At 60.6% G+C, this 12,923-nt stretch carries 13 protein-coding genes; 6 read left to right on the top strand and 7 right to left on the bottom strand.

Translation table 11 applies throughout. The features are described 5' to 3' along the window. Positions 1-35 precede the first annotated feature (35 nt). Positions 36-2,327 (top strand): beta-glucosidase BglX, encoded by a 2,292-nt coding sequence (bglX, locus tag LOY56_RS05885; RefSeq protein ID WP_258620473.1) that lies wholly within the window; start codon positions 36-38, stop codon positions 2,325-2,327. A 124-nt stretch (positions 2,328-2,451) separates the two neighbouring features. Here the strand turns inward: bglX and LOY56_RS05880 are convergent, their stop codons facing one another. The 5 genes from LOY56_RS05880 to LOY56_RS05860 form a co-directional block, all read right to left on the bottom strand. Continuing rightward, positions 2,452-3,609: a phosphatidylserine/phosphatidylglycerophosphate/cardiolipin synthase family protein gene (locus tag LOY56_RS05880; RefSeq protein ID WP_258620472.1), complete on the bottom strand. Its 1,158-nt coding sequence runs from the start codon at positions 3,607-3,609 to the stop codon at positions 2,452-2,454. Between the two features lies 1 nt (position 3,610). After that, positions 3,611-4,201 carry a YceI family protein gene (locus tag LOY56_RS05875; protein ID WP_258620471.1) on the bottom strand — a complete coding sequence of 197 codons (591 nt, stop codon included), beginning with the start codon at positions 4,199-4,201 and terminating at the stop codon, positions 3,611-3,613. 95 nt (positions 4,202-4,296) lie between these two features. Then, the gene (locus tag LOY56_RS05870; protein ID WP_258620470.1) at positions 4,297-4,626 is read right to left on the bottom strand and encodes an amidase; all 330 of its coding nucleotides are present in this window, start codon (positions 4,624-4,626) and stop codon (positions 4,297-4,299) included. Next, positions 4,623-5,717: a serine hydrolase gene (locus tag LOY56_RS05865; protein WP_258620469.1), complete on the bottom strand. Its 1,095-nt coding sequence runs from the start codon at positions 5,715-5,717 to the stop codon at positions 4,623-4,625. Before LOY56_RS05865 ends, LOY56_RS05870 begins: the two co-directional genes overlap by 4 nt. Before the next feature lie 102 nt (positions 5,718-5,819). Continuing rightward, the gene (locus LOY56_RS05860; protein WP_258620468.1) at positions 5,820-6,701 is read right to left on the bottom strand and encodes an acyl-CoA dehydrogenase family protein; all 882 of its coding nucleotides are present in this window, start codon (positions 6,699-6,701) and stop codon (positions 5,820-5,822) included. Between the two features lie 154 nt (positions 6,702-6,855). On the opposite strand from LOY56_RS05860, the gene olsB reads away from it, so the two are divergent. Both olsB and LOY56_RS05850 read left to right on the top strand, forming a co-directional pair. After that, a complete protein-coding gene (olsB, locus tag LOY56_RS05855; protein WP_019580897.1) occupies positions 6,856-7,611 on the top strand; it encodes an L-ornithine N(alpha)-acyltransferase in 756 nt (251 codons plus the stop codon). After that, entirely contained in the window at positions 7,611-8,405 is a 795-nt protein-coding gene (locus LOY56_RS05850; protein ID WP_258620467.1) for a 1-acyl-sn-glycerol-3-phosphate acyltransferase, read from the top strand. Before olsB ends, LOY56_RS05850 begins: the two co-directional genes overlap by 1 nt. Before the next feature lie 55 nt (positions 8,406-8,460). Here the strand turns inward: LOY56_RS05850 and LOY56_RS05845 are convergent, their stop codons facing one another. Next, positions 8,461-9,033, bottom strand: a complete 573-nt coding sequence (locus LOY56_RS05845; protein WP_258620466.1) for an ACP phosphodiesterase — start codon at positions 9,031-9,033, stop codon at positions 8,461-8,463. 155 nt (positions 9,034-9,188) lie between these two features. Between LOY56_RS05845 and LOY56_RS05840 the strand changes: the two genes are divergently transcribed. Genes LOY56_RS05840 through LOY56_RS05830 form a run of 3 tightly spaced genes read left to right on the top strand, consistent with a single transcriptional unit; the run spans position 9,189 to position 11,749 of the window. Then, a complete protein-coding gene (locus LOY56_RS05840; protein WP_258620465.1) occupies positions 9,189-9,509 on the top strand; it encodes a helix-turn-helix transcriptional regulator in 321 nt (106 codons plus the stop codon). Between the two features lie 2 nt (positions 9,510-9,511). Continuing rightward, positions 9,512-10,678 (top strand): MFS transporter, encoded by a 1,167-nt coding sequence (locus LOY56_RS05835; protein WP_258620464.1) that lies wholly within the window; start codon positions 9,512-9,514, stop codon positions 10,676-10,678. 21 nt (positions 10,679-10,699) lie between these two features. Next, the gene (locus tag LOY56_RS05830) at positions 10,700-11,749 is read left to right on the top strand and encodes an alkene reductase (protein WP_258620463.1); all 1,050 of its coding nucleotides are present in this window, start codon (positions 10,700-10,702) and stop codon (positions 11,747-11,749) included. A 303-nt stretch (positions 11,750-12,052) separates the two neighbouring features. Here the strand turns inward: LOY56_RS05830 and emhR are convergent, their stop codons facing one another. Then, positions 12,053-12,685 carry an efflux system transcriptional repressor EmhR gene (gene emhR / locus LOY56_RS05825; RefSeq protein ID WP_258620462.1) on the bottom strand — a complete coding sequence of 211 codons (633 nt, stop codon included), beginning with the start codon at positions 12,683-12,685 and terminating at the stop codon, positions 12,053-12,055. Positions 12,686-12,923: the final 238 nt, after the last annotated feature.

Raw genomic sequence — 12,923 nt, 5'->3', positions numbered from 1 at the left:
ATTCACTGCCGTTTAGGCTTTTGAGAAAACCATTCATGAAGAAGCTGTGTTTGCTGGGCCTGTTCGTCAGCCTGGCCAGTCATACCGTATTGGCCGCCACGACGCCCGCACCGATAGAGAACAAGGACGCCTTCATCAGCCACCTGATGAAGCAAATGACCCTCGATGAAAAGATCGGCCAGTTACGCCTGATCAGCATCGGCCCGGAAATGCCGCGGGAGATGATCCGCAAGGAGATCGCTGCCGGCAATATCGGCGGCACCTTCAACTCGATCACTCGCGCCGAAAACCGTCCGATGCAGGATGCGGCCATGCGCAGCCGGTTGAAGATCCCGATGTTCTTCGCCTATGACGTGATCCACGGCCACCGCACCATTTTCCCGATTCCGCTGGCCCTGGCCTCGAGCTGGGACATGGACGCCATTGGTCGCTCCGGGCGCATCGCCGCCCAGGAAGCGGCGGCTGACAGCCTCGACATCACCTTCGCACCGATGGTTGATATTTCCCGCGACCCACGCTGGGGCCGCACGTCCGAAGGCTTCGGCGAAGACACCTACCTGGTTTCGCGGATCGCCGGCGTAATGGTCAAGGCCTTCCAGGGCACCGGTGCGAACGCAGCCGACAGCATCATGGCCAGCGTCAAGCACTTTGCCTTGTACGGCGCGGTCGAGGGCGGTCGCGACTACAACGTCGTCGACATGAGCCCGGTCAAGATGTACCAGGATTACCTGCCACCGTACCGCGCGGCGATTGACGCCGGTGCCGGCGGGGTGATGGTTGCGCTGAACTCGATCAACGGCGTGCCGGCCACCGCCAACACCTGGCTGATGAACGACCTGTTGCGCAAGGAATGGGGCTTCAAGGGCCTGGCGGTCAGCGACCACGGGGCGATTTTCGAGCTGATCAAGCACGGCGTCGCCGCTGACGGTCGCGAAGCCGCGAAGCTGGCGATCAAGGCCGGCATCGACATGAGTATGAACGACACCCTGTATGGCAAGGAATTGCCAGGGCTGCTGAAGGCCGGTGAGATCGAACAGAAAGACATCGACAACGCTGTGCGTGAAGTGCTCGCCGCCAAGTACGACATGGGCCTGTTCAAAGACCCGTACCTGCGCATCGGCAAGGCCGAGGATGACCCGGTCGACACCTACGCCGAAAGCCGCCTGCACCGCGCCGAAGCCCGTGATGTCGCACGTCGCAGCCTGGTGTTGCTGAAGAACCAGGGCGATACCCTGCCGCTGAAGAAAACCGCGAAAATCGCTCTGGTCGGTCCACTGGCCAAGGCGCCGATCGACATGATGGGCAGTTGGGCCGCGGCTGGCCGCCCCGAGCAATCGGTGACCTTGTTCGACGGCATGACCAGTGCGCTTGGCGCGCAGTCGACGCTGATCTACGCCCGTGGCGCGAACATCACCAGCGACAAAAAAATCCTCGATTACCTGAACTTCCTCAACTTCGACGCGCCGGAAGTGGTGGATGATCCGCGCTCGGCCAATGCCCTGATCGATGAAGCGGTGAAAGCTGCCAGGCAAGCGGACGTGGTGGTGGCAGCGGTGGGCGAATCCCGTGGCATGTCCCACGAATCCTCGAGCCGCACCGACCTGAACATCCCGGCCGCCCAGCGCGAACTGATCAAGGCGTTGAAAGCCACCGGCAAACCGCTGGTGCTGGTGTTGATGAATGGTCGTCCGCTGTCGATTCTCGAAGAGAACGAGCAGGCTGACGCGATTCTGGAAACCTGGTTCAGCGGCACCGAAGGCGGCAACGCCATCGCTGACGTACTGTTCGGCGACTACAACCCGTCGGGCAAACTGCCGATCACTGTCCCGCGCTCGGTGGGTCAGATTCCGACCTACTACAACCACCTGAGCATTGGCCGGCCGTTCACTCCGGGCAAACCGGGCAACTACACCTCGCAGTATTTCGAAGACACCACCGGGCCGCTGTTCCCGTTCGGCTTCGGCCTGAGCTACACCCAGTTCAGCCTGACCGACATGGCCCTGTCGTCGACCACACTGAACAAGACCGGCAAGCTCGACGCCAGCGTCGTGGTGAAGAACACCGGCAAGCGTGACGGCGAAACCGTGGTGCAGCTGTACATCCAGGACGTAACCGGCTCGATGATCCGCCCGGTCAAGGAACTGAAGAACTTCCAGAAAGTATTGGTCAAGGCCGGCGAACAGAAAGTCGTGCGCTTCACCATCACCGAGGATGACCTGAAGTTCTACAACGCCCAGCTCAAGTACGCCGCCGAACCGGGCAAGTTCAACGTGCAGATCGGCCTGGACTCCCAGGACGTGACGCAGCAGAGCTTTGAGTTGCTTTAACCCCGCGCATGGACTGATCGTTCCCACGCTCTGCGTGGGAATGCCTCAAGGGACGCTCCACGTCCAGTGACGCGGAGCGTCACGGGCTGCATTCCCACGCAGAGCGTGGGAACGATCTGAACGACTATCCGCGCCGATCCAGCAGATTCACCACCAGCCGATCCACCCATCCCCACACCCTTTGCTTGACCCGCCGCCACAACGGTCGGCGCTTCCATGCCTCGAGGCTGACTTCCTGGCTCAGGGCAAAGTCATTCTCGAAACTCGCCGCCACCGCTCGGGTCAGCCCAAGGTCCAGTGCCTCAAGGTTGGCTTCCAGATTGAAACGCAGATTCCAGTGATCGAAATTGCACGAGCCGATGCTCACCCAGTCATCGATCAACACCATTTTCAGGTGCAGGAAACACGGCTGGTATTCGAAGATCTTCACCCCGGCCTTGAGCAGACGCGGGTAGTAGCGATGCCCGGCGTAGCGCACCGACGGGTGATCGGTGCGCGGCCCGGTCAGCAGCAGACGCACATCCAGGCCACGCGCCGCCGCCCGGCGCAGTGAGCGACGGACTTTCCAGGTCGGCAGGAAATACGGCGTGGCCAGCCAGATTCGGCGTTGGCCGCTGTTCAGCGCACGAACCAGCGACTGCAAAATATCGCGGTGTTGGCGGGCGTCGGCATAGGCGACCCGGCCCATGCCCTCGCCCATGGCCGGCACTCGCGGCAAGCGCGGCAAACCGAAGTGCGCAGTGGGTTTCCAGGCGCGTCGATGGCGGTTGGCGATCCATTGGCGGTCGAACAATAACTGCCAGTCGAGCACCAACGGGCCGACGATTTCCACCATCACTTCGTGCCATTCGCTGGTGTCTTCGCCCGGTGTCCAGAACTCATCGGTCACCCCGGTGCCGCCGACCACCGCCAGGCATTGATCCACCAGCAGCAACTTGCGGTGATCGCGATAAAAGTTGCCCACCCAACGGCGCCAGCTCAGGCGATTGTAGAAACGCAACTCGACACCGGCGGCCATCAGGCGCTGACGCAAGGTCAGGGTGAAAGCCAGACTGCCATAGTCATCGAACAGGCAGCGCACCCGCACACCGCGCTCGGCCGCCTGGACCAGCGCCTGCACCATGGCCTCGGCGCAGGCGCCCGCCTCCACCAGATACAGCTCCAGTTCGACTTGCTCTTCGGCGCGAGCAATCGCCACCAGCATTCGCGGAAAAAACTGCGGGCCATCGATCAGCAGCTCAAAGCGGTTGCCGTCGCGCCACGGGAAAATTGCGCCGCGCATCTCAGCGCGCCGTGAAAATCAGCACCGCACCCACCGGCACCGACAGGCTGATGGCCGACAAACCGGCCACCTTGCGCAAGCTTTCGAGGCCCGGGGCCAGGTCGAAATCTTCAGCGTTGATCACCAAAGGTTCGAGGGTCACCACTTGAAAGCGCCGGTCGTCGAGACGGGTCGCCAGCAGCTCGGCATTGTATTGCTGTTGTTTACCATGCAGGTTGACGGTCAGCGGCAAGCGCAACTCCAGTTGCGCGCCCGGCGCCAGGTCGTTGATCGGCCGTAGATCGATCTGTGTGGTGATCAACGCATCAGGAAACGTCTGGATCTCGAACAGCTCCTTGCGCATGCGTTCGTCACGCAACGGAATGCCGCTGTTGACCGACTCCATTTCAACCTCCACCTGCGCCAGGCCTTTGGGATCGACCTTGCCGTGCAGCACCAGAAAGCGCTGCACTTCGCAGATGTTGGCGTTTTTAGTGCTGATGAACGACAGCCGCGAGGACTCGCCGTCCAGGTACCAATTGGCTTGGGCCGACACGGTGACACCGGCCAGCAGCAGGAAAGCGAGGGTTTTGCAGAAGGACCGCTTGAACATAGAAACTCGGGGGCAGATAAACCTGAGCGAACCTTAACCGCCCGCGAGTCAGTTGCAAACCTGTAGCAGCTGCTGAAGGCTGCTACGGGTGTAGTTCAGGGTTGCAGGCGACAACCCTGGCGTTCGCCAACCCAAACAGCGCTGTTGCTACGCCCCATACCACCCACCATCACACGCTTGCTCGCGGCGTCATCGACGAAACCGCTGGTGGATAAATACTGCTTCACATAACTCTGGCAATACTCGGCCGAATTATTCATCACATACCGGCACGAGCAATATTCCTTGGCGGTGTAGGCGCTGATGATGTCGGGGAAGGCCCACAGCGCCACACGCTCCTGCCAGATCCAGCCAAGCAAGGCGATCAGCAGCACCAGCAACAGCGTGCTGAACGGCCGACGGCGAATAAAGCTGTGGCGGCTCATGGCTGCACCTTCATGGCAAACGCCTTGAGCGCGAGTTTGAGCAATTCATTGTGCCGATAACTGCCATCGCGATCATCGCCGTAGCGCACGATCACCAGTTTTTCGCTGGGAATCACGTACATCGCCTGCCCCCAATGACCCAGCGCGGCGAAGGTATCGGCGGGAGCATCGGGCCAAGGTTGTGTCGCGCCATCCACCGCACGATTGAGCCACCAATGCCCGCCGGGCACTGCTTCATCCTGGTTGGCTTGATAGCGGGCAAAAGGCTCGCGGCTGAAGTCGACCCAATCCTTGGGCAGCAATTGCCGCTCACGCCAACGACCGTCGCGCGCCATCAACAGGCCGACCCGAGCCAGGTCCCGGGCGGAGAGGTAGGCATAGGACGATGCGACAAACGTGCCCGTGGCGTCTGTTTCCCACACCGCACTGCGAATCCCCAAGGGTTCGAACAGCGCGGTCCACGGATAATCCGGATAACGGGCTGGGCCGACGATGGTTTTAAGCGCGGCGGAGAGCAAGTTGCTGTCGCCGCTGGAGTAGCGGAATGCCTGACCGGGTTTGGCGTACTCGTCGTGGTCGGCAGTGAACGCGGCCATGTCGCGGTGACCACGGGTGTAGAGCATGGCCACCACCGAGGACTTCAACGGTGCGTATTCATAGTCTTCCTGCCAGTCCAGGCCCGAGGCCCAGTGCAGCAGGTCGGCCATGGTCATGGCTGGGTGTTTTTCCAGCGGTGGATAGAATTTCTGCGCCGGATCCTGGAGTTTGAACAGGCCTTCGCCATAAGCCACGCCGAGGACTGTGGCCATGAGGCTTTTGCTGATGGACCAGGTCAGGTGCGGAGTGTCGGCGCGGGTCGCGCCAGCGTAGCGTTCGTAGATCAGCTGACCGTCGCGGATCACCAGCAAGGCATCGGTGCGGATGCCTTGGTGAGTGGCATCGTCGCGGGGTGGAAAGGCGTAACTCTCCAGAGTCTGAAGTGCCGGCCCGGTGACGTTCGGGGCGGGCGACCATTGCTCGGCCGGCCAGTTTTCGGCGTGGGCCGTGAGGCTGAGCAGCAGCATGAAAATCAGGGACAAGCCTTTGAACATGGGGGGCGCTCGGAGGGATCAACCTGCAGAGCCTAGTCGAGCTTGATGACAGTTCCGGGATTTGTGTTGCCAATGAGGCTTGCCCGCGAAGGGTCTCCAACCTTACGACAATCCCGCCAACGCCTTGGCCAACCGCTTCCCCCGCGCCCCTGCCGCCAAATCCATCACGGCCTGATCGCGCTGCCACATCGCCGCCCATTCTGGCGAGCCATCGGCCAGGGCCTGATTCACTTCAGCCTTGAGCCCGTCGAACTGCGCAAATAACCCGCCCAGCAATACATGGCCGGCCGAATTGTTCGGCGCCTGGCGGCTGACTTCCGCACACCCGGCCAGCAGCGCCAGCAAGCGCAGTTGCAAGGTTTGCGGCCAGTCGCTGTCTTGACCGACACCGAACAACCACGCGGTCATGCCGCTCAGCACATAGATGTCTTCAAGTGTGCGGAACGGTTTGACGTATGCATCCCAGCCATCCCCCGCCAGCAACTCACACAGTGCGTTGTCGAGAAACAGCCGGCCGTGGCCTATGTCCGGCATCAGTGGCATCGGCGCGAGCTTTTCCAGGCGCACACCCGGTTCATCGGGATAAACCACCGCCAAACTCAAACGCGGCACTTCGCCGGGCTCTTCACTGCGAGCGGCGACCAGCAGCCAGTCGGCGGCATCGCCGGCGGTGACGAAATCCTTACGCCCGCTCAGGCGCAGATCGCGCAGCCGGGTCTGCATGTCCGCCACCCGCAAACTGCGCTGTTCGGTTACGCACAACGCGCCGAGGCTCAGCGGCGCGCTCGGCCAGAGCATGCGCAACGCTGCTTGATAACCCACCAGAAACGCCAGCCCCGGTGTCGCCATCAGCCGTCCACCGACCACCGCCAATTCGAACGGCGACACCGCTCCCAACTGTTGCAACAAGGCTGCAAAGCCTTCGCCCAGATCAGGATTGGCGGGCAGACGATCGCGGCGTTTCAACAGGGTTTGCCAGGGCATAAGAGGCTCCTTGTGGGCTGTCATATAAGCATCACCAAAGCTTCATGGCGATGACACCGGGGCTACATAGCCTGACTTTGCACAACACGGCTGCATAAAGAAAGTCGATCGGCTGCAACCCAAGACGGGTGGCCAGCCTGTACGGAGACTCACAATGACTCAGATCGCCCGCATCAGCGACACCGGCAATGAACGCCGCCTGCAAGCCGAACGCCTGGTGGGCGCCGAGGCGTTGCAGGAAGCCCAGGCCTTGCGCTTCAACGTGTTCAGCGGCGAATTCAACGCCAGGCTGAAAGGCGCGGAACTGGGTCTGGACATGGATGATTACGATGTTCACTGCGCCCACATCGGCGTGCGTGACTTGAACACCGGGCGTCTGGTGGCGACCACCCGTTTGCTCGACCACACAGCGGCCAGCAGCCTGGGCAAGTTCTACAGCGAAGAAGAATTCAGCCTGCATGGCCTGGTCCATCTCAAAGGCCCGATCCTGGAAATCGGTCGCACCTGCGTCGACCCGGCCTACCGCAACGGCGGTACCATCGCCGTGCTCTGGGGTGAACTGGCCGAAGTGCTGAACCAAGGCGGTTACAGCTATTTGATGGGGTGCGCGAGCATTCCGATGCAGGACGGCGGCATTCAGGCCCACGCGATCATGCAGCGCCTGCGCGAACGCTACCTGTGCACCGAACACCTGCGGGCCGAGCCGAAAAAACCACTGCCGACGCTGGATATTCCGTCCAACGTCATCGCCGAAATGCCGCCACTGCTCAAGGCTTACATGCGCCTGGGCGCGAAAATCTGTGGCGAGCCGTGCTGGGACGAAGACTTCCAGGTGGCCGACGTGTTCATCCTGCTCAAGCGCGACGAGCTCTGCCCGCGCTACGCCAAGCACTTCAAGGCGGCTGTGTAATGAGCCGCTTGCGGGTGTACGCGCGAATTGCGCGAGTGCTTTTGGTGGTGGCGCTGGGCTTGAGCATGGCCAGTGTGTTCGGATTATTCGAGCGACTGGGGATTGCCCATTCGATGGTCCGTCGCCAGCGCTGGTCGCGGTTTTTCATGGCGCGGCTGAGCAATGCCCTGCCCTTTCGCGTGACTGTGCAGGGTGAGTTGCCGAAAGCGCCGATGCTCTGGGTCAGCAATCACGTGTCCTGGACCGACATTCCGTTGCTGGGCATGCTCACGCCGCTGTCGTTCCTGTCCAAGGCCGAAGTGCGCACCTGGCCGGTGGCGGGCTGGTTGGCGGCCAAGGCCGGCAGCCTGTTCATTCGTCGTGGCTCAGGCGACAGCCAGTTGATCCGCAAACAGATGACCCGTCACCTGGAGCAAGAGCATCCGCTACTGATGTTCCCGGAAGGCACCACTACCGATGGCCGCTCGCTGCGTACGTTTCATGGTCGCTTGCTGTCCGCGGCGATCGATTCCGAAGTGGCGCTGCAACCGGTGGCGATTCGTTATCTGCGCGCTGGCGAGCTCGATACCCTGGCACCGTTCATTGGCGATGATGATTTGCTGTCGCACCTGATGCGCTTGTTCGCCAATGATCGGGGTGAGGTGGAAATTCATCTGCTCAAACCGATCGAATGCCAGGACCGGGAGCGTGCGGCGCTGGCGTTTGAGGCGCAGCAGGCGGTGCAGAAGGTGTTGTTTGGTGAAATCGAGAAACCTGCCGAGCCACGCCGTGCCGGCGAACTGATCGCTGCCTGAAAGAAAAAGATCGTCCGAAGGCTCGGGCCGCGTTCGGACGATCTTTTGATCCTGGCTACACTCGTCGCGCTACAAAGTCCTGCAACTGTGGATAGAACAACTGAAAATCCTCGCTCAACGGTTCATACAACCGCCGCAACTCCTGCATCGCCCCGGCCAGTTCCTCCGGCCGGGTCAACCGCCGCGAAATCCCCCGCAGCACCTGCTCCAGCACCGCGAACTCCCGGTAAGAACCCAACCAATCATTGGCTACCATGTGCGGCGCAATCATCGCCAGGCGCTCCGGCAATTGCGACTCGGTGGACAGCACCCTGTACACGTCCGAAGTGAACTGCTCCAGTGGCTGATCCGAGTAAAGCGTCCAGTCCCGCGCCAGGCAGTGGTCGAAAAACACATCGAGCACGATCCCGGCGTAACGCCGGCGCGTGATCGAAAACCGCGACAAGGCGATGTCCACCAGCGGATGGCGATCGGTAAACACGTCAATGCTGCGGTGCAATTGGATGGCCGCTTCGATCTCCGGATCGAACTGCCCTTGCAGCCGTCCTTTGACGAAATCGCCATACAGACTGCCGAGCATTTGACCGGGGCGCTGGCCACCGAGGTGCAGATGTGCGAGATAGTTCATGCGCGCAGCTTAGCACTGCGCCATCAATATCGTTATAACCCGATATACCGATTCATGCGGTCATCAGACCAAAATCATATTGGTATATCGCGAAGTACCGATTTAAAGTTCGCCTCATCGCGATATAGCGTTCTACTCATCATGAGCCCAACCCCATGACCCTCGACCTCGACGAAATAATAAAAGCGCTGGCACATCCAGTACGCCGAGACATTCTCATCTGGCTGAAAGACCCCAAGGTCCAGTTCCCGGAACAGCTCCACAACCATGAGTACGGCATTTGCGCCGGACAGATCGACCAACGCTGCGGCCTGTCGCAGTCGACCGTGTCCGCCCATTTGGCGACCTTGCAACGGGCAGGACTGATCAGCAGCCAGAAAGCCGGTCAATGGCATTTCTTCAAACGCAACGAGGACGTGATTCAGGCGTTTCTCGACGCCATCGACAAGGAGCTCCGCGCTCCGAAAAGGAACTGATAATGCCTCTCTCGCTACTCATTCTGGCCTTGAGCGCCTTCGCCATCGGCACCACCGAGTTCGTCATCATGGGCCTGTTGCCCGAGGTGGCGGCCGATCTGGGTGTATCGATCCCCGGCGCTGGCTGGCTGGTGACCGGTTACGCCCTGGGCGTGGCCATCGGCGCGCCATTCATGGCTCTGGCCACCGCCCGACTACCGCGCAAGGCCGCTTTGGTCGCGTTGATGGGCATCTTCATCATCGGCAACCTGCTTTGCGCCCTGGCCAGTGATTACAACGTTCTGATGTTTGCCCGTGTGGTCACCGCGTTGTGTCACGGCGCCTTCTTCGGTATCGGTTCGGTGGTGGCAGCCGGTCTGGTGCCGGCCAACAAACGCGCGTCGGCCGTGGCCCTGATGTTCACCGGCCTGACCTTGGCCAACGTCCTCGGCGTGCCGCTGGGCACCGCGCTCGGACAGGAAGCCGGCTGGCGTTCGACCTTCTGGGCAGTGACCGTAATCGGTGTAATTGCACTGATCGGCCTCATCCGTTTCCTGCCGGCCAAGCGCGATGAAGAGAAACTCGACATGCGCGCCGAACTGCGCGCCCTCAAAGGCGCCGGCATCTGGCTGTCATTGAGCATGACCGCATTGTTCGCCGCCTCTGTCTTCACCTTGTTCACCTATGTCGCGCCTCTATTGGGCGAGGTCACCGGTGTCTCGCCACGCGGCGTCACCTGGACCTTGATGCTCATCGGCCTGGGCTTGACGGTCGGCAACATCATCGGCGGCAAGCTGGCGGACAAAAGCCTGGCGGCGACGCTGATCGGAGTGTTCATCGCCATGGCGGTCGTGTCCACCGTGCTGGCCTGGACCAGCATTGCCGTGATTCCAACCGAAATCACCCTGTTCTTCTGGGCCACCGCGTGCTTCGCCGCCGTACCCGCCCTGCAAGTGAACGTTGTGACCTACGGCAAGGCGGCACCGAACCTGGTATCGACCCTGAACATCGGCGCTTTCAACGTCGGCAACGCGCTCGGTGCCTGGGTCGGTGGCAACGTCATCGCCCATGGCTTCGGGCTGACCAGCGTGCCGCTCGCGGCAGCCGCACTGGCGGTACTCGCCCTGCTGGTGACCCTGATTACTTTCCGTCAGAGCGGCGACGCCGAGCTGGCCCCCATTACGAACTGATCGCTAAAAGAGAGCTATTTCATGACGACTATTTTTGATCCGATCAAACTGGGCGACCTCGAGTTGGCCAACCGCATCATCATGGCGCCGCTGACCCGCTGCCGCGCCGACGAAGGCCGTGTGCCGAACGCACTGATGGCCGAGTACTACGTGCAACGCGCCTCTGCCGGTCTGATCCTCAGCGAAGCCACTTCGGTCACGCCAATAGGCGTGGGCTACCCGGACACTCCCGGTATCTGGTCCAACGACCAGGTGCGCGGCTGGAGCAACGTGACCAAGGCAATCCACGGCGCTGGCGGCAAAATCTTCCTGCAACTGTGGCACGTGGGTCGGATTTCCCACCCCTTGTACCTGAACGGCGAAGCTCCGGTCGCGCCGAGTGCCATCCAGCCCAAGGGTCATGTCAGCCTGGTGCGTCCACTGGCCGACTTCCCGACTCCGCGCGCCCTGGAAACCGCTGAAATCGCCGACATCATCGACGCTTACCGCTTGGGTGCAGAGAATGCCAAGGCCGCCGGTTTCGACGGTGTGGAAATCCACGGCGCCAACGGTTACCTGCTCGACCAGTTCCTGCAAAGCAGCACCAACCAGCGCACCGACAACTATGGCGGCTCTCTGGAAAACCGTGCGCGCCTGTTGCTGGAAGTGACCGACGCCGCCATCGAAATCTGGGGCGCGGGCCGCGTGGGTGTGCACCTGTCACCACGCGCCGATCTCCATGACATGGGCGACGATAATCTGTCCGAGACCTTCACCTATGTCGCTCGCGAACTGGGCAAACGTGGCATCGCCTTCATCTGCTCGCGCGAGAAAGAAGCCGGCGACAGCCTCGGCCCACAACTGAAAGAAGCCTTCGGCGGCCCGTACATCGCCAACGAACGCTTCACCAAGGACAGCGCCAACGAGTGGCTGGCCAGTGGCAAGGCTGACGCGGTGGCGTTCGGCGTACCCTTCATTGCCAACCCGGATCTGCCGGCGCGTTTGAAGGCCGATGCGCCGTTGAACGAGGTGCGTCCGGAATTGTTCTACGCCAAAGGCCCGGTGGGTTACATCGATTATCCGGCGCTGTAAACGTTCGCCGTTGAAATGCAAAAGCCCCAACTCGTAAAGAACCGGGGCTTTTGCGTTTGGGAAGATCAAAAGATCGCAGCCTTCGGCAGCACCTACAAGGTGTCCGCCATTCGAAGGCAGGAGCGGTTGTTAACATTCATTCACAGACTCGACACAAAACTCCTACAAAATACGTAGCTCGCTACCTATCAACCCGGCGAACGTACGTATATAAAAGCACCCCATTACAGAAATGGCGAACGAAGCCAGGTCATTTCCCCGCTTCAAAGTCTTGACACAAACGGATCCAATTACACATTTTGTTCAATTGCGCAGGCTGGGACTCAAGCGCAGCATATCCAACCCTGTATCGACGCAACTCTCGGCTTCGGTGTGCAGTTGAAAACTGTCGGGAGCCAACAGCCACTGATACAGAATGCCATCAATGTAAGCATGCAGGCTGATGGCCGCGCGGGCAGTGTCGAGGTCTTGCGGCAACTGCCCGCGATTCACCGCATTACTCAGGGCCAGAGCGATTCGCACATTGCAATCGAGACTGGCCGTTCGGCGCTGCTGGCGCAGGTCGCACATTTCATCGGTGAATTCGCACTTATGAAACAGAATCTCGTTGATGCGTCGGGTTTTCGGGTCCAGGGCAACTTGATGAAACAAATGAATCAGCAGCTTGCGCATGCAGCCCAGCGGATCGAGTTCATCTTCGCTTTCACTGGCCTTGGCCATTTCATCCAGCGGCTCATGCAAGGTATCGAGCATCGCCTGCACCAGATCCGCCTTGTTGCTGAAATGCCAGTAGATGGCCCCGCGAGTCACCCCGGCCAGGGTAGCGATATCCGCCAGCGTCGTGCGGGCCACGCCCCGCTCATAAAAGGCTTGTTCTGCCGCTTCGAGTATCTGGCTTCGGGTTTCTTGAGCTTCCTCTTTGGTACGACGGACCATGCTAGTAAAACCTCAATCAGGATGTTTCAGCGATGTCTGAATATCCGCTGAATAAAAGTGCGACGAGCGCTTTTGGGCTGCGTCCGGGGCCTACAATTCAGACCTTTGAACGGCTTTTGTAACCGTGTGGGTACACCGCCAAGCTATTTACAAACAACCATGAACGTAAGTATATTGCTTAGCAAGCTACTTATCCACCCGGCAAAAATTTTTTACCCTTCTACATTTCTTGTGCGCA

The organism is Pseudomonas sp. B21-048 (assembly GCF_024748615.1).
Classification (GTDB): domain Bacteria; phylum Pseudomonadota; class Gammaproteobacteria; order Pseudomonadales; family Pseudomonadaceae; genus Aquipseudomonas.
Note: the sequence above shows the minus strand (reverse complement) of the source record. Positions and strands in the feature narration are given on the sequence as shown.